This window comes from Streptomyces sp. NPDC096013, from assembly GCF_044763565.1.
Classification (GTDB): domain Bacteria; phylum Actinomycetota; class Actinomycetes; order Streptomycetales; family Streptomycetaceae; genus Streptomyces.
This window is the reverse complement of sequence record NZ_JBIWGK010000020.1, coordinates 42,238-58,383: the sequence shown is the minus strand read 5'-3', so window position 1 is coordinate 58,383 and position 16,146 is coordinate 42,238. Positions and strand designations below refer to the sequence as shown.

Sequence of the window (16,146 nt, the reverse complement as noted above, 5' to 3'; positions counted from 1 at the left end):
GCCGCAATGCCCGGAATGCTGAGACCTGACTACGGCCTCGGCAACGGTGTGCGCAGCGCGATCATGGCGACGTCGTCATCGTTGTCGTGGGGGCGGACATGGTCCAGCAGCTGGTCACAGAATGAGTCGAGGGGGCGGTGGGCAAGGGAGGCCGCGTGTCGGCTCAGCCGGTCAAGTCCATGATCGATGGAGTGGTGCGGGGATTCGACCAGCCCGTCGGTGTAGAGCAGAAGGGTGGCTCGGGGTGGCAGGACGGTGACGGCGTCCGAGCGAGTTCTGTTGGCGCCGGTGCCCAGGAGTATGCCGTGAGCCTCGTCGAGGTAGCGGGTCTGACCGTCATGAGTGATGAGCAGGGGTGGAGGGTGGCCGGCGTTCGTCCAGCGCAGGTGCCACAGTGCGTCGTCATCGCGTGTGAGCGTGGCAAGGATCATGGTGGCCATGGGTGCCTCGGCTATGTGTATCACTGCGTCGTCGAGTTGTGTGACGACGGCGCTGGGCGCGGCTTCGGGGTGGGACCAGGCGAAGGCGCGCAGCATGTTGCGGATCTGCGCCATACCTGCTGCGGCGTCGAGATCGTGTCCTACGACGTCGCCGATGGCCAGGGCGTGGGCAGGGCCGGCCAGAGCGAAGGCGTCGTACCAGTCACCGCCCACTGATGAGGCGTCCGGAGCGGGTACGTACCGTGCGGTCATCTCCAGCCCCGGCAGGACGGGCAGTTGGGGCAGCAGGTAGCGCTGCATGGTTTCGGCGACTTTGCGCTGACGCTGGTACAGGCGCGCGTTGTCCAGCGCCAGGCCCGCCCGGCGGGTGAGGTCTTCCAGCAGCGGCAGGTCAGCGGGGGTGAAGGCGTCGTGACGCTGGGCGCGGCCCAGGGTCAGGGCGCCGAGAACGTCGCGCAGACCGCGAATGGGGGCGATGACGGCGGAATGCATACCTGTCGCGGTGAACAGGCGCTGCTGCTCGACCGCGATGCCCGAATCGGGCGGGCCCTGGTAGGTGGCGGGGCCGGCGAGGGAGGAGGAGGCCCCGCGCAAAGCTCGTGACAGAGGCATCGGTGACTCCGCTGGCACCGGGGGCATCGGGCCTTGCAGGTCGTCCCGTTCGATGAGAACGCCGTCCTTGTGTTCCATCACGAGGACACGTCGCACCTCGTCCCGTTCGGTGAGCACGTCGAACACGGCCCAGTCCGCGAGCCGGGGCACGGTCAGGGCCGCCAGTCGGTGCAGCGCCTCGTCCACGTCCAGGGTGGAGGTGAGCTGCGTGGTGGTCTCGGCCAGCAGGGCCAGGCGGTCCAGTTCCGTCAGTGGCGCGCAGTGTCCGCCGTCGCTGTGGCTCACGTCGGGCTGCGGCTCGTACAGCAGCGCCAATGCGCCTGTTGCGACCGAACCGGGTGTGTAGGGGGTGACCAGCCAGGACAGCTGGAGGAGAGTTCCGTCGCCGTGGGCGAACCACTCGGCGTCGCCGTGCCTGGTGTCTCCCGTGAGGAGCGCCTTCCTTATCCGGCAACGTGTGCGCGGCATCGGGTGCCCGTGTCTGTCCCGGTGCAGCAGGTCGTGGAAGTCCTGGCCGACGAGTTCGGAGGCGTCCCTGCCCAGCAGGCTGAGGGCTGCGCTGTTGACCGCGACGATGAGGCCATCCTCATCGACCGCGACGGCGGACGCCCGCAGGTTGTGCAGCGTTCCGTCGAGCAGGGCGCCAGGACACGCCTGGTGCCCGGGCAGGAGACCACCGTCCCTGCCCGGAGCGGCGACGTCGTCCATGTCTCTCCTCTGTTCAGGCCTGAATTGCATCGGGTACCCCGATCGGATTCCGGTACGCGTCGCGGGCTCGTCTTCCTGCTGTGACTGCTTCGAGTACATCCTGGCGGCGCAGGCCACCAGCGACACCCTCCGCGGCTGGGCCGAGGCCTGACGGGACAACCGGCCGGGCCCAACGTGACCCGCCCGTGAGCTGTTCGGCGACCAGGACGGCGTCAACGAGATCCTCGCCGCGCAGCGCGAGCCCGGTCAGCCGGCCCCGCTGCAGACCCGCTGCGTCCATCACCTGGTAGGCAAGCAGACGCAGATCATCCGCGTGCGCGGACGGCTCGCTCAGGCGTCGCGTCTTCTCCCGCTTCGGTCCGCCGGCGAACGACAGCGTGAGGGGGCGGGCGGCCTGCCCGCGGCAGCTCAGTTCGACACCGAGCCGCACGACCAGACCGAGCAGAGCCGCACGGGCGGGAGCTCCGTCGTGGACGTCGTGGGCGCCGTGGCGGCCCAACAGCTGCGTGCCGAGGTGGAGCAGCTGCGGGCCGCGAACGAGCAGCTGTCGCAGGCACTGGACGCGCCCGCCGTGGTTGATCAGGCCATCGGTGTACTGAGCGTGCTGGGGCCCATCGCCCCGGCCGACGGCTTCACCGTGCTGCGGGAGATCTCCCAGCACACCAACACCAAACTCCACCACGTCGCCGAACAGATCCTCGCCCACGGGCAGGGCGCCGAGCTGCCCGCAGACCTGGACACGGAACTCAAAGCCGCCCTCGCCCGCCACCGCCCCACCGCCACACCCCCCGTTGCGTAGACCGGTCCCGGCCCGGTCCAGCCGGCAGGAGTTCTGCGGGCTATCGCACTGCGGCGGTGGCGACACCGCCGCAGCCAGCGGAGCCGTCGGCGAGCGGGATCCGTACGGTAATGCGTTTGCCGACCGGTTCCGTGCAGGCCTGGAAGTCCTGGGCGACGGCCATCACGATCTCCAGGCCATGCTGGCCCACCCGCTCCGAATCCGCGGCCCGCGCCAGCGGCAGCACCGGATCGGAATCCCACACCGTCACCACCAGCCTCCCGTCGTCGACGAGGAGGTCCATCAGGATCGGGCCCGGGGCGTATTTGCGGGCGTTGGTGACCAGTTCGCTGACGACCAGCTGGGCCAGGTCGATACAGCGCCGGCTGGCATGCAGCTGGTGCTCGGTGCGCACGCGCTCCAGGAACGCGGCGGTCAGATGACGGGCCCGGGCTATGTCCGTGCCGTCGCCCTCCAGGGCCACCGTGCTCCGCCAGCCCGGCCCGGCCGGCTCAAGCGGGACCTGGCCTGACGTAGGGGGCAGATGGGGTGCACCGCTGGGCTCCGCGTCCGTCATCTGCTAGCTTTCGCCTCCCGTTCGCGTCTCCTCCTGCCGGGCGGGTACCCCGGCGGGCACAGCCGATGCCCTATACACGAGACGACCCGCCGTGCAGGCCGTTGATCACCCGTACGATGTGTGCCGGCAGACGTTGACGAGGACGCAAGAACCGTTCCCGCGCCAGTATCACCGACGTGCCCAGAGGAGACATGGCGAACAGCGGACACGGCCCATCCCGCGGCCAGTTGACGGTCACCACCACCGCAAGCGACGGCATCCGCGTCATCACCCTCGCCGGAGAGATCGACGCCGAAACCGCCCCCGCCCTGCACCAGGCCCTCAACGTCCAGGCCGCGCCCGGACCCCGCGTCGTGCTCGACATGCGGGGCGTGACGTTCCTGGACTCCTCCGGCATCAACACCCTCATCAACGCCTACCAAGCCCTGACCGCGGCCGGCGGATGGCTACGCCTGGCCGGCACCACCGACCCGGTCATGTTCGTCATCAAACTCGTCGGCCTTCACACCGTCCTCGCCTGCCACACCACCCTGCGCGAGGCACTCACCGCCTGACCGCGCCGCTGAGTCAAAGCTGCGCTGCCTCGGCGAGTTGACGTGCGTGCAACCGAGTTTCGTCGTTCATCGGGAAGAAGCACTCGATGCGCAACTCCTGCACCGTCACGTCCTGCGGTGTCCCGAGCGTCGTCACGGTGGAGAAGAAGTCGAACCGCCGGCCACCCTGCACGTACCGGATCGGCACGATCGGCAGCACCGGCGTGGCCGCATCGAGCGACCGCAGCGAGGCCGGCACCCCCGGGTAGTCCAGCACCTCGTCGAGGATCCGCTGGGCACGCTCGTCGGTGACACCCCCGATCGCCTCCCGGCGCACGCGCCGGATAAGCGCCTCGGCAACGTCCGGCCAGTTCGTCACGTGCCGACGGACGCCGTCGGGGTGGAACATCCGGCGCAGCACGTTCGCCGGTCCAGGCGCTGTCTTCGCCTGCCCGTCCTGGAGGAAAGCGAAGAAGCGGCGGGCGGCAGCGTTCGTGTGCCGGATGTCCCAGCTCCGGTCCATCACCAGGGCGGGGAAGGGCTCCTGCTGCATCAGGATGGTGTCGAGCGCGCCGCGGACGGCGGCGAGCGACGGCGCGTCCAGTTCGGACTCCGGGTATTGGGGCGCGAACCCGGCCTTGAGCAGCAGGGTGTTGCGTTCGCGCAGGGGTACGTCGAGCACCTCGGCGAGCTTCAGGACCATGGCCCGGCTGGGGTTCGCGCGGCCGGTCTCGAGGAAACACAGATGGCGGACCGACACCGCGGCCTCAGCGGCCAGAGCCAGTTGGCTCAGCCGCCGGGCGCTCCTCCAGTGTTTCAGCAGCGGACCGACCTCAGACACCGCTGGAGTATCCCGCAGTCCACGCGTGCGGCTGCACTGCCGCCTCCAGCGGCGGCCGGGCGACGTTCGCGGTGTAGTTCGTCATCGCGGAGATCGCCACCCCGATGATCACTTCGAATAGTTGTTCCTCGGTGAAGCCGGCCGCTGTGAACGCGGCCACGTCCGCCTCCTCGAGCAGGCCCCGCTTGTCGATGAACGCGCGGGTGAGCGCCGACAGCGCCGCCATCCGCGAGTCGGTGGGAAGATCGCCGCGGCGCAGGGCCTCGACCACGGCCGGTTCCACCCCGTCCGCGAGCGCTTCCAGCGTGTGGAACGCGACCGCCCATTCGCTGCCGTTGGCGACCGCGTTGGACAGCAGCAGGACCTGCCGTTCGTCCGGGCCGAACGTTCCCTCACCCCGGAAGTGCCCGAACGCGGAGAAGAAGGTACTCAACAACGCGGGCGAGTTCGCCATGAGCCCGGCCGCGGCCGGAACGAACCCGAATGCCCCCTGCAAGACCGTCAGCGGCTCCTTCGCGGCTTCGGACACGGTGTCGGCGGTGTGAATCTGGTAACGGGTCATGTCCCGGAGTCTGCGGCAGCCAGGACTTGGAACCAATTCCCTCGGAGGTAAATGCGCGTGATACCGCTCGCGCGTGGTCACCGCAGCAGTGCGACGAGGTCGGCAGCTGATCGCGCGTTGTGTTCTGCGCCGAACCCGCACTCACCCAGCACCTCGATGACCCTTGGCCGGGTCTCGGAGCGCACGTACGGACGGACAAAGGGCATGTGGTCCTCCAGTTATGGGTTGGGGTCTCCGCGTTGCAGTCATCGTGGGGCCGGGCACTGACAGTCGATCAGTGGAACGTGCTCAATTGCCCCTCACTTGAGGGGAGTTCAGGCCATGCGGTGCGCTGGTCGGGGCGGCCGGGGCGCGTCGACGGCCGGGTCGTGGGCAGGCGCGGTCGTCGCAGCCGTGAGGGGTGCGGGTGAGGGCTTCACCAGGGCGATCCGTTAGCGGTGACGTGGAGGTCTACTCCGGGGCGTCGAAAGGCGTACTGGTAGGTCCACGGGCAGGGAGTGACGGAATCAGCCATTTCCGGCTTTTGCATGGGCGGTGCTCAGGCCACCGCCGAGCTCCTGGACGCCTTGGTCGGTATCGCTCACGACCTCGGCCGCTACGTCGTCGAATTCCTCTACGGCGGCCCCGACCCACGGCCCGGCTCGCCCCTCGAGACCGGCAACTCATCACCCTCGCCACCCTGGTCGCACTGGTCGCACTGGTCGGGTGCGAACTTCAGTCGGCCCTCAATGCGGTCATCACCGTGCGCGACGTCCTGACCAGCACCGACACTGGCCCCTAACAAACCTGATTCCCGCCTGGGACTCGACTCCGGTCAGAGGCGGAGCTCGGGCATCAACTGCCTTGCCAGTTCGAGGGTTTCGCATATTCCGGACGGTGCGTTGATCTGTCAGTCATCCGCGCGGCGGAACCAGGCGTGGCGGAATCTGCCCGGCGGAACGCCGTATCTGGCGCGGAAGACCCGACTGAAATCGGACGGCTGGGCAAACCCGTTGCGCAGGCCGATCTCGCGGATCGACGCCGACCGCAGTTCGGTGTCGCAGAGTTCGCGTCGGCTGTTCTCCAAACGCCGCTGTCGGATCCAGTCCGACGGTGTGGTGCCCTCCTCCTTGAACAGGCGTTGCAGGTTCCGGATCGAGATGTGGTGTACCGAGGCGACCAGGCTCGGCGTGAGGCTGGGATTGCCGAGATTGCGGTCGATGAACCCTCGAACGCATGTCATCAGTTCGGGCTGCTGGCTCTGCGGACACATATCGACGCCACCCACGAAGTGCCGCTCCAGCACCGCGGCGGCCAGGTGAAGAGCGGCGTCGCCGAAGCGGGCCACCTCCACCGCGGCCAGTCCGGATGCTCTGGCGGCAGCCTCGACGAGAAACGACCGGAGCAACGGTCCCGAGCCTGCGGCGTCGCACGCCTGGTAGCGCACTGTGTCGGTGTCTGGCGGCGCTGTCGGGACCGCAGAGCCAGGGAAGCTCATGACGACCGCTTCGGACGCCTGGTCCGGTGTCGAAGGACCGACGCGTAAGGGGATGCGCGTGTCGCACAGGGCCACGGCCTCGTCCCGGACGACGAGTTCGCACTCAGCTCGGGCGACACTGATCTCGCCGAACAGGCTCAGTACCAGGGCGTGCATACCCGGCGCGGCGTCGAACACCTGCGGGCCGGAGCCGGCCGCGCCGAAAGCGACCCGATGCACCGTGACGCTGCCCAGCTCGGTGGTCTGCAGCACCGGTCGAGCTCGCGGCAATGTCATGTCCTGATACCTGAGTTCACCAGGGCGCCGCGGCGACAGGCGCACGGACCCCTCGGCCGCTGTATCTGCCCAGTGGCTCAGACCACCTGACGGCACCGTCTCGTGGTTTCGCAATGCTGGGAATCTCCCGTTCCGGCACTGCGCCGGGGCGTCGCTCCCGCCGCTGGGCATCATGGCGAAACGGTGGCCGCCGCCCCTTGCGCGGAGCAGCCTGCCGGGCTGCTTCGCGTCATGCCGGTTCCTCGCGGTGGGCGAGGCGCACCTGGAGCAACTCCTGAAATTTCGCCCGGTCGTTGAGATGCGGAAACTCTGTGTCCGCCGGCACCGGCCTGCCGAAGAACTCGCACAACGGCGCCCAACCCTCCCGGACGTCGTAGACGAGCAGCCGCTCGGCCGGAATCGCGGCGCACACCTTCCGGGAGTGTTCCTCGAATACGGCGATGGCATGCGCACGATCATTGAGACGTCCGCCGAAGGTGTGCGCTGCAATGTGCCGGACCAACGTCAAGTACTCGCGAAACTCGGGGTCGTCTGACTCCGCCGCCCACAACGGCGCCAGCGTCTCGTGGAAGCTGTCGTACCACCGGGCAGGATCCCGCACCGTCAGCAGTACCTTCGCATCCGGATACTCCTGGGCCAGCCTCTCCCAGTGGTCGCATGCCGGCCAGTCCACGGTGGACTGGTATCCGTCGAAGATGCGCGCCCAGTCGGCCCTCTCTCCCCGGCAGATTGCGTTCCACAGACGTAGGTGCTCAGGCTCCTCGATGGCGGTCATCATGTGGTAGCACGGGCCGAGATCCAGGGTTTCCAGGGCTGCCTTCACCGACAGGGTGCCGGTGCGGCCGAAGCCGGCTCCAATGATCTTCATCATGTCCCTTCGACTGTCGCGATGGACGGGATCAGTGCGAGGAGGCGGTCCCCGTATCAGGCCGACACACCATCACATCCGGCAGCCGGGCACGGGGCTGGTCACGGAGGAGCGGCCATCCGGATTACATCTCTCCGCTCGGAGCACACCACGCGCCACGAGCGCATACGGCGGAGAAGCCGGGGCCGAAAGCGACGATGAGCCCCGCGGCTCCATCGGGCGGTGGTGTGGCATGGCTTCGGCGGAGGACGTCCAGCACGGCGTTGCCCCCAAGGTTCCCGTTCTCCTCCAGTGAGGCGAGCGCGTGCCTGGTCTCATGCGCGCCGAGTCCCAACGCGGTGGCGGTCTCGGAGATGACGCGCGGGCCGCCGGGGTGTACCACCGCGAACTCGAAGGGGCCCGGTCCCAGCCATCCCAGGACCGCCGGGAGCACTTCTCTCGGTGCGGCGAGTGCTTTCCTCGTCGATCTGAAGTGGGCCCCGGCGGAGTCCACCTCACCCCAGTAGCGGTCCAGTGAGTCGGGCAGAACATATTCGAAGGTGGATTCGATGGCGAAGCCTGGCTCCAGTTGTTCGCCGCTCACCACGCAGGCACCTGCGGAATCACCGAACAGGGCTTTGTAGATCATGCTCTCGATGCTGTCCTCGTGCGCGTGGTAGGTCGTGGAGAGCACTTCCGCCACGACTACGAGGACCTTGCGGCCGGGCCATACGCCGAGTTGTTCCGCCGCCCTGGCGAGGGCCTGGGCGCCGCCGGCGCACGCCGATGAGGTGAGTGCGACGCGGGACACGTCCGGGCGCAGTCCCAGCTCTTCGACGAGGTGGACGTCCAGGCTCGGCACCGTCCAGGAAGTCGTATGGCTGGTGACCACGGCATCGACGTCGCCGGTGGCGAGGCCGGTCGCCGCCAGCGTGCGGCGGGCTGCGTCGACGGCCATGCCGCAGGCGTCCGTGAATGCCGTTCGGCTGCGGTGCGCCACTCCGGCGTCCTCGACGATCTCCGCCAAGGGACGGCTGAAGTACCGTGTGGCCACGCCGCAGCCACTCATCGAACGCAGGAACGCCCCGAGTCGCGGGTGCTCGGGCATACGGTCGCGGACCTCGGCACAGATCTCGGCAGTGGTGACCTTGTTGCCGGCTACCACCGTGACCGGCTTTGTGACGTATGCGCGCATTCCTCCTCCAGGAGCAGTCGCCCCATCCTGGCTCGGGCGCAGCACGCCGTCATTGACGTTGCGCGACCGGTCAATTGGCCTCACGCGCCAACTTGCCATGAGCCCGGAGGAAGCCACTGGAGTGCCCTGATGTGCTTCTCTCGACATGTGCCTCGTTTTCAGAATGTGGCCTCCATCCGCCCGAAGGAGATGACTGTCTTGACCCGAGCGAGGACAAGATCCATGCCTCAGTGCAAAGAAAAAGCAATGCGCTCCTTAGTCCTTTGCGTAGTGGCCGTACTGGCCCTGACATTCGGCAGCGCTCCGGGAGCGTCAGCAGAATCGCACTCCTCACTCCCCGGTCACCCCTTGTTACTGGTGACCCGCCCTGATCTCCTCCCGCCGGCCATCACCGTACGCAAGTCGGCGAAAAGCACGGCGCCCGGTTACGTCTTCCTCGCGCCCAAGACCGCCAGCCTGCTGCAGGCGCCGGGCACACTCCAGTCCGGGCCGATGATCGTGGACAATGAGGGCGAACCCGTATGGTTCCTACCTCGGGGCACGGGCGCCCTGAACTACGCCACGGCGTTCCAGGAGCAGACGTATCGCGGGCTTCCCGTCCTCACCTGGTGGGAGGGCGCCCCGATTCCGACAGGTTTCGGAGTCGGCTACTGGGTTGTCATGGACCAGTCATATAAGGAGATCGCACGTATCACCGCAGGCAAAGGCTATGCGGGAGCGGATCTCCACGACATGCAGATCACCCCGGACAACACCGCTCTGCTTACCATTGCCCAGCCAAAACTGCACCGCGTCGAAGGCATTCCCCGGCTGGTGATGGACTACGTGATCCAGGAAGTCGACGTGGAGTCCGGAAAAGTGCTCCACGAATGGGACAGCCTCGAGCACGTGCCCGTCAGCGAGTCCTACCTGTCCCCCAGCCCTCTCCTGCCTTACGACTATCTCCACCTGAATTCCGTGTCGCTCGACGCAGATGGAAATCTGCTCGTCAGCGGGCGGAACACCCACACCGTCTACAAAGTCGACCGGCAGAACGGAAAAATCCTCTGGCGTCTCGGCGGCAAGAAGAGTGACTTCACCTTCGGTCAAGGAGCCTCTTTCTCCTGGCAGCACGATGTGAGTCGGGAATCGGACGGCACCCTGTCCATCTTCGACAACACCTCTGCCGACGCCGCCGAAACGGGTGGCGGTGTTCCGTCGGACACGGTCTCCCGTGCCATTTTCCTCTCGGTCGACACCGCGTCGAAGACTGCCGACCTCGTCCGGTCCTACACCAGTCCGGACGGGCTGCTGTCCACCAGCCAGGGCAGCACGCAACTTCTGCCGAACGGGAACGTGTTCGTAGGATGGGGGGCTCACGGCTATTACACCGAGTATGCACACTCGGGCGATGTGCTCATGAACTCTTCCTTCGAAGACCCGGTGGTCAACTCCTATCGCGCCTTCCGCTTCCCCTGGCGTGGCAGGCCGACAGACAGTCCCGCGGTCGCCGGACGGACCAGCAGCGATGGGATGACCGTCTACGCGAGTTGGAACGGTGCGACCGACGTAGTCTCCTGGAGAGTTCTGGCGGGTGACAGTCCGCAGCACCTGAGCGTGGTGGAGGAAGTCGACAAGGATGCCTTCGAGACGTCGATCGCGCTGCCGGACAGAACACCGTATGTCGCAGTGCAGGCACTCGACGGCGGTGGGCAGGTGATCGGCACCTCCAAGGCGGCTCCGGTGCTCTGACGACCTCGTGCGGTGATCGAGCGGGCCATGGGCATGATGTGGCATGGGCCGCTCGTCATCTGCCCGCGTCTCAGAAATAGCCCTCGCGCTTGCGGTCCTCCATCGCCGCCTCCGAGAGCCGGTCATCAGCCCGCGAGGCGCCCCGTTCGGTGACCCGGGACGCCATGAGCTCGGCGATGACCTCATCCACCGTGGCCGCCTCGGACTCGATCGCGCCGGTGCAGGACATGTCGCCGACCGTGCGGTAGCGGACCGTCAGCTTCCGCACGGTTTCGCTGCCGTTCAGCCCGCCCCACCGCCCGGCGGCCAGCAGCATGCCAGCACGCTCGAAAACATCGCGCCGATGGGCGAAGTAGAGGGACGGCAAACGCACGTTCTCCCGCGCCACGTACTGCCACACATCCAGTTCGGTCCAGTTGGACAGCGGGAAGACACGCATGTGCTCACCGGGCGCGTGCCGCCCGTTGTACATCTGCCAGATCTCGGGGCGCTGCCGACGGGGGTTCCAGGCTCCGAACTCGTCGCGCAGGGAGAACACCCGCTCCTTCGCCCGTGCCTTCTCCTCGTCCCGGCGCCCGCCTCCGAGGAGGGCGTCGTTGCGTCCGTCGGCGATGGCGTCGAGGAGCGGCAGGGTCTGGAGGGGGTTGCGCGTGCCGTCGGCGCGTTCACGCAGCCGGCCGTCGTCGAGGTACTCCTGCACACTTGCCACTCGCATCCGCAAGCCGTGGTGCGCCACGACGGCGTCCCTGTAGGCGAGCACTTCGGGGAAGTTGTGCCCGGTGTCCACGTGTAACAGCTCGAACGGGGGCAGTGCCGGGACAAATGCCTTGACCGCCAGATGGAGCATCACAGCGGAGTCCTTGCCGCCGGAAAAGAGGATCAGCGGCCGCTCAAACTCACCCGCCGCCTCACGGATGATGTGCACCGCTTCGGCTTCGAGCAACGGCACATGGTCGAGCGCCGACAGGCCCTCGGGGTGGCCCGCAGCACCCGCCCGCACGCAATGCTTGGCTGTCATGCGAGTCCCCGAGCGACGAGCTGAGTGTGGACCGAGCGTGTCGACTGTTCGGGACTCTGACCAGTGACGAGGGGAATCTCCACCAGCGGTGTGCCACTGGTTGTGTGCCGCTCGCGCACCGCCTCGGGTGTCTCGGTAGCCAGGATGATGGCGACAACGCCGTTGCGGGCGAGAACTTCCGCCGCGATACCGACACGCAGCAGGTCGGGGCGCGCGCGTCCGCTCAAGGGCGCCGGGCCGGACTGAGGTCCTGCCGCGGCCGGTGCTGCGGTGCTCAGAATCTCGGCCCGGCGCCCGTCCGCCCGCAGCCGTTCGGCGAGGAGGAACGCAACGGCGTTGAGGTATGTCCTGTGTGTTGATGGTGCCGTGAGCCAGACCGTGCACCCCGGATAACAGGTGCATATGCCTATACTGTGCATTTTTCCGGCCTCGGATCAGAGCGGATCTGCCGCGCGCCGAGCCTCACTCGCCAGGTCCCACTCGACACGACACCGCGGGCCGACGTCTCATGGCATGTAGGTGCGGGCGCCGTCGATGAATTCGTAATAGTCAGACGGGAGTCGGGACAGGAGTTCGCCCTGCGGCTCGTGGCCCGAGACCGGCTGGAACATCATTGGCCCGTAGGCGGAGATGACGACGACGCGTTCACGGCCGGACCGGATGACGCCGTTGGAGTGGACTAGCGACTCGAAGAACAGCAGGGTCGAGCCCGCCGAGGCGCAGACCGTGTCGATCAACGAAGGTGAGCGCAGGGCAGCGTCCACCACCGACTGGAGGTCGGAATCGGCCCGGAATTTGTGCGAGCCCGGTACAACCGCGGTACCGCCGTCGTCGGGACCGACGTCGGTGAGGAAGGTGAGCGCCTTGATCATGGGGTAGTGGTACCAGCCGTCGACAACGGTCCCGTCGAACCAGGTGCCACGGTGGAAGTCGTAGGAATCCGAACCGACGGTCGGCTGCCGGCGGATGTGGACTTCCGATTCCACCAGGCGCGGCCGCAGGCCGATGGCGTGGTCGGCCATCGACACGATGGCGGGCTTCGACACGTAGTCGAAGAACGCGGGATTCACATGAATGATGTTGTTGGCACGGAAGTACTCGTGGGCATCGCTCTCCACCCAACAGGGATCCGGAATCGGCCGGCCCGCCCGGTGGTCGTCCTCCAGGGCGTGCGTCGCGTCCAGCAGCGCCTGTACCTCCGATGACGACAGCACGTCCGGGACCACGACGTAGCCGTGGGTGTCGAGGTGGATCCGCTGCTCCGTCGGCAATCCCTCGCCGAGGCGGTCCCACAGCGTCTTGTTCCCGTTGATCTCCCCCGCGGGAACCCGCTCGGGCCGCCCGGCCGCGAGGGTGCGTTCGCGGCGTAACTCCATGAACGTCAAGAGCCGTTCAGAGGATTCCGGGTCCTGCTCACCGTGCTGGAAGAATCCGTTCCTGGGCATCCTTGCCCCCTTCCCTGCTCGGCAGGCAGCGAGGCTCCTGCCGGAACGGTGCGTTGGAGTTGCCAGGATTGATGAGGGGGGCCAGGCCGTCAAGAAAGTCCCCGACGGGGACAGCACATGGTCACGGGCCATGTCTGCGCGCCCGGCATGTTTCCATGGGCGCGCAGACATGGCAGGCCGGTATTGGCTCCCTTCCGCGTCCGGCGCCATGCCGTTGAGGAGGACCCATGACGGCCGGAACGGGATCACAGACATATGCCGCGCTCGCGGCGCCGCCTCGCCTCGGCGACGCGGTGCACGTGTGGCACGGAAGACTGCCGATGGGCCTACGGGGTGTGCCAGCCTCCCGGCTCGCCCTGCTCTCCGCGCAGGAACGGGCACGGTATGCCCTCGCCAAGGACCCGGCTGCCGGAGCTCGTTACGCGGCCGTGCGCCTGGCGGTTCGCGAGCTGCTTCACACATACCTCGGCGTCGATCCCGCTCGGATCCGGTTCGCTCCCTCGCCATGCTGCCGGTGCGGCAGTCATCGGCACGGCCGGCCCCGGATCATCTGGCCCTCGACCACCCTCCAGATCAATGTCTCCCATTCCGGCCCGTACTGGCTGATGGCACTCGCGGCCGGACGGCCCGTCGGTGTGGACGTCGAATGCCACCGCGCCATCGAGGTGTCCAGGCTGGCGCCGGCCTGTCTCACCAGCCCCGAGCGCGCGTACGTGGCGGACGCCGAGGAACCGGGGCGGACGGCAGCGTTCCTCAGGTGCTGGACCCGCAAGGAGGCGGTCCTCAAAGGCTGCGGTGTGGGACTGGCCGCCGATCTGGCCGCGTTAGACGTACGCCCGCACTCCAGTCCCGTCGCACACGTCATCCAGAACACGTGCGGTTGCGCGAGCGATTGGCTGGTGCAGGACCTGAACTGCGGTGCGGACCGTACCGCCGCTCTGGCCCAGCCGGCCGGGAGCGCGGGGCAGGCGGTCGTGCGCCTCTTCTCCCTGACACCGGACGCGAGCGGGCCCGCGGGCTGAGGACCCGCTCAACGCGGCGAGGTTGCGCGATACCAGTCGAGGGTGTGGGCGAGACCAGTGGCGAGGTCTTCCAGCTCCAAGGTGCCGAAGAGTTCTCGCAGCCGCCGTGTGTCCGCCCGGGAGTGACGTACCTCGCCCGGCCGGGTGGGCGCATGCACCACCGGCAACTCCCTGCCGAGCAGCTTCTCCAGGCACGCCACCAGTTCCAGCAGGGAGGTGCCCCGGCCGCTGGCGAGGTTGACGGGCCGGTCGCTGACCACCCGCTCCAGCACGGCCGCCACGAGGGTCCGGGCGACGTAGTCCACGTGGACGAAGTCCCGGGTCTGCCTTCCGTCGCCGTAGATCGTCAGCGGGCGGCCGGCGAGCGCGGCCGAGATGAACGCCGGGACGACGGCGGCGTAGGAGCCCGTGGGCGCCTGCCGGGGGCCGAAGACGTTGAAGAACCGCAACGTCAGGGCGGAAAGCCCGTAACTGCGCGCAAAAGAGGTGGTGTACGCCTCCGCAGCCACCTTGCCCGCGGCATACGGACTCAGCGGGTCGAGGAGCGACTCCTCGGCCGCGACCGAGGGAGCCGTCCCGTAGACCGCCGACGACGAAGCGACGACCACATGGGGAACACCCAGGCGCCGTGCGCTCTCCAGTACGAGCACGGTGCCTGTCGCGTTGACGTCGTGAACCGTCCGCGGATCCGTGACCGACGCCTGCACCGAGGCGCGGGCCGCCAGGTGCACCACGGACGACGCGTCCGCCATCGCCTCCCGCAGCACCATGGTGTCCAGGACCGATCCCCGCACCAGGCGAACACCCCGTAGAGCGTCGATTCCGTCACGGTGACCGGTGGACAGGTCATCGAGAGCCACCACCTCCGACACGGCGGGCTGGGCTGCCAGATGTCGGCACACATGTGTTCCGATGAAGCCCGCGCCACCCGTGACCAGGACCTTCACTCCGCACCTCCAGAAATGGGCCTACGGTGTCCCGCTCGTGTACAGCCGATCGCTCATCGCTCATCGCTGATCACTTCACGCGGCATTATCCGGTCGACACCGCATCCTCGGTGTCCAACCCGGAAAAGGCAGCAGTTGGACACTGCCATATCGGTACGGCCAGTCGAAATGTGCGTTTACAGTGCTGGATTCGCATGTTACGTTCACGGCGAGAACTGAGCGCCATCAATCCGACGTGAGGGCCGCAATGTTCGACATACATCCCTGGAGCCGTAATTTCCGGTGGGTTGCCGGTACCGCGTGTTCGCACATAGGGCGAGAACGCCGGGACGAGTTCGAAGAGCGCGGCTTCTTCGTCATCGAAGACTTCTTCGCCTCGGACGAAGTCGCGGCGATTACGCGCGAGACGGATCGCTGCCAGGAAGCCGTACGACGCTACCTTTCCCGACTGCCGGGCGGTCGGCTGCACTCGTCGGAAGAGGGCGCCATCACCTTCGCTCAGCACCTCGTCAAGAAGTCGCTGGCCCTGCGCGCGCTGGCGAGGGACCCGCGGCTGACGGGCATCGCGGCCGACCTCATCGGTCCGGACGTCAATCTCCACTGGGACCAGGCCGTCTACAAGATGTCCGACAAGCCGCAGCTCTTTCCGTGGCACCAGGACAACGGGTACAGCTTCGTCGTACCCGAGCAGTACCTGACGGTCTGGATCGCCCTCACCGACACGGAGGAGGACAGCGGCTGTCTGTGGATGGCACCGGGTCTGCACAAACACGGCGTGCTGTGGCACGAGCCGCTCTCCCCGATATGGATCCAGTGCTTCGACGACCACCCGGAAAAGGTGCCGGTTCCCACGCGAGCAGGAAGCCTCGTCGTCTTTTCCTCGCTCACTCCTCACAAAAGCGGTGAAAACCGCAGCGGCGGCACCAGGAAAGCCTATCTCGTCGAATACGCCCCGCAGGGTGCGCATCTTCTCGTGGGCGACCCGCACAGCGACGTTCCCGCGAAAAAGACCCCTCTGGACAATCCGAGCTGGCGCTTTCCCGTGTTGCGCGGCGGAAAGCCCGTCGAGCAGCACAGCACCGGGCCCCATGCACCGGCCGGGCTCGGCTGATTTCCTACAGCGGCGACAGAAAGGCG

General features: G+C 67.4%; 16 protein-coding genes. 5 read left to right on the top strand and 11 right to left on the bottom strand.

The annotated features are described in order from the left end of the window. Window positions 1-29: 29 nt before the first annotated feature. Window positions 30-1,760, bottom strand: a complete 1,731-nt coding sequence (locus ACIRB1_RS40905) for a SpoIIE family protein phosphatase (RefSeq protein WP_403469099.1) — start codon at window positions 1,758-1,760, stop codon at window positions 30-32. A 13-nt stretch (window positions 1,761-1,773) separates the two neighbouring features. Then, window positions 1,774-2,190 (bottom strand): hypothetical protein, encoded by a 417-nt coding sequence (locus ACIRB1_RS40900; RefSeq protein ID WP_403469098.1) that lies wholly within the window; start codon window positions 2,188-2,190, stop codon window positions 1,774-1,776. A gap of 39 nt (window positions 2,191-2,229) precedes the next feature. Between ACIRB1_RS40900 and ACIRB1_RS40895 the strand changes: the two genes are divergently transcribed. After that, window positions 2,230-2,559, top strand: a complete 330-nt coding sequence (locus tag ACIRB1_RS40895; protein ID WP_403469097.1) for an ANTAR domain-containing protein — start codon at window positions 2,230-2,232, stop codon at window positions 2,557-2,559. 40 nt (window positions 2,560-2,599) lie between these two features. On the opposite strand, the gene ACIRB1_RS40890 is transcribed toward ACIRB1_RS40895, so the two are convergent. After that, window positions 2,600-3,115 carry an ATP-binding protein gene (locus ACIRB1_RS40890; RefSeq protein ID WP_403469096.1) on the bottom strand — a complete coding sequence of 172 codons (516 nt, stop codon included), beginning with the start codon at window positions 3,113-3,115 and terminating at the stop codon, window positions 2,600-2,602. Between the two features lie 191 nt (window positions 3,116-3,306). Here ACIRB1_RS40890 and ACIRB1_RS40885 point away from each other — a divergent pair, with 191 nt between their 5' ends. Further along, complete coding sequence (locus ACIRB1_RS40885) at window positions 3,307-3,669, top strand: STAS domain-containing protein (protein ID WP_403469095.1); 363 nt, start codon at window positions 3,307-3,309, stop codon at window positions 3,667-3,669. A gap of 13 nt (window positions 3,670-3,682) precedes the next feature. Here the strand turns inward: ACIRB1_RS40885 and ACIRB1_RS40880 are convergent, their stop codons facing one another. From ACIRB1_RS40880 to ACIRB1_RS40860, 5 genes are all read right to left on the bottom strand, one after another. After that, on the bottom strand, window positions 3,683-4,489 hold the full coding sequence (locus ACIRB1_RS40880; protein WP_403469094.1) for a helix-turn-helix domain-containing protein: 807 nt from the start codon (window positions 4,487-4,489) through the stop codon (window positions 3,683-3,685). Beyond that, window positions 4,482-5,051 (bottom strand): carboxymuconolactone decarboxylase family protein, encoded by a 570-nt coding sequence (locus tag ACIRB1_RS40875; protein WP_403469093.1) that lies wholly within the window; start codon window positions 5,049-5,051, stop codon window positions 4,482-4,484. Before ACIRB1_RS40875 ends, ACIRB1_RS40880 begins: the two co-directional genes overlap by 8 nt. An 889-nt stretch (window positions 5,052-5,940) precedes the next feature. Next, complete coding sequence (locus tag ACIRB1_RS40870) at window positions 5,941-6,780, bottom strand: helix-turn-helix transcriptional regulator (RefSeq protein WP_403469092.1); 840 nt, start codon at window positions 6,778-6,780, stop codon at window positions 5,941-5,943. A 253-nt stretch (window positions 6,781-7,033) separates the two neighbouring features. Continuing rightward, window positions 7,034-7,675, bottom strand: a complete 642-nt coding sequence (locus ACIRB1_RS40865; RefSeq protein WP_403469091.1) for a sulfotransferase family protein — start codon at window positions 7,673-7,675, stop codon at window positions 7,034-7,036. A 121-nt stretch (window positions 7,676-7,796) separates the two neighbouring features. Continuing rightward, window positions 7,797-8,846: a PhlD gene (locus tag ACIRB1_RS40860; protein WP_403469090.1), complete on the bottom strand. Its 1,050-nt coding sequence runs from the start codon at window positions 8,844-8,846 to the stop codon at window positions 7,797-7,799. Between the two features lie 357 nt (window positions 8,847-9,203). Between ACIRB1_RS40860 and ACIRB1_RS40855 the strand changes: the two genes are divergently transcribed. Further along, window positions 9,204-10,577 carry an arylsulfotransferase family protein gene (locus tag ACIRB1_RS40855; protein WP_403469089.1) on the top strand — a complete coding sequence of 458 codons (1,374 nt, stop codon included), beginning with the start codon at window positions 9,204-9,206 and terminating at the stop codon, window positions 10,575-10,577. Between the two features lie 70 nt (window positions 10,578-10,647). Here the strand turns inward: ACIRB1_RS40855 and cysD are convergent, their stop codons facing one another. Further along, window positions 10,648-11,595: a sulfate adenylyltransferase subunit CysD gene (gene cysD / locus ACIRB1_RS40850; RefSeq protein WP_403469088.1), complete on the bottom strand. Its 948-nt coding sequence runs from the start codon at window positions 11,593-11,595 to the stop codon at window positions 10,648-10,650. Window positions 11,596-12,101: 506 nt separating this feature from the next. After that, window positions 12,102-13,040: a phytanoyl-CoA dioxygenase family protein gene (locus tag ACIRB1_RS40845; protein ID WP_403469087.1), complete on the bottom strand. Its 939-nt coding sequence runs from the start codon at window positions 13,038-13,040 to the stop codon at window positions 12,102-12,104. Between the two features lie 227 nt (window positions 13,041-13,267). On the opposite strand from ACIRB1_RS40845, the gene ACIRB1_RS40840 reads away from it, so the two are divergent. After that, window positions 13,268-14,062: a 4'-phosphopantetheinyl transferase family protein gene (locus ACIRB1_RS40840; RefSeq protein WP_403469086.1), complete on the top strand. Its 795-nt coding sequence runs from the start codon at window positions 13,268-13,270 to the stop codon at window positions 14,060-14,062. An 8-nt stretch (window positions 14,063-14,070) separates the two neighbouring features. Here the strand turns inward: ACIRB1_RS40840 and ACIRB1_RS40835 are convergent, their stop codons facing one another. Next, window positions 14,071-15,009: an NAD-dependent epimerase/dehydratase family protein gene (locus ACIRB1_RS40835; protein WP_403469085.1), complete on the bottom strand. Its 939-nt coding sequence runs from the start codon at window positions 15,007-15,009 to the stop codon at window positions 14,071-14,073. 247 nt (window positions 15,010-15,256) lie between these two features. On the opposite strand from ACIRB1_RS40835, the gene ACIRB1_RS40830 reads away from it, so the two are divergent. Further along, complete coding sequence (locus ACIRB1_RS40830; protein WP_403469084.1) at window positions 15,257-16,120, top strand: phytanoyl-CoA dioxygenase family protein; 864 nt, start codon at window positions 15,257-15,259, stop codon at window positions 16,118-16,120. The last annotated feature ends 26 nt before the right edge of the window (window positions 16,121-16,146 follow it).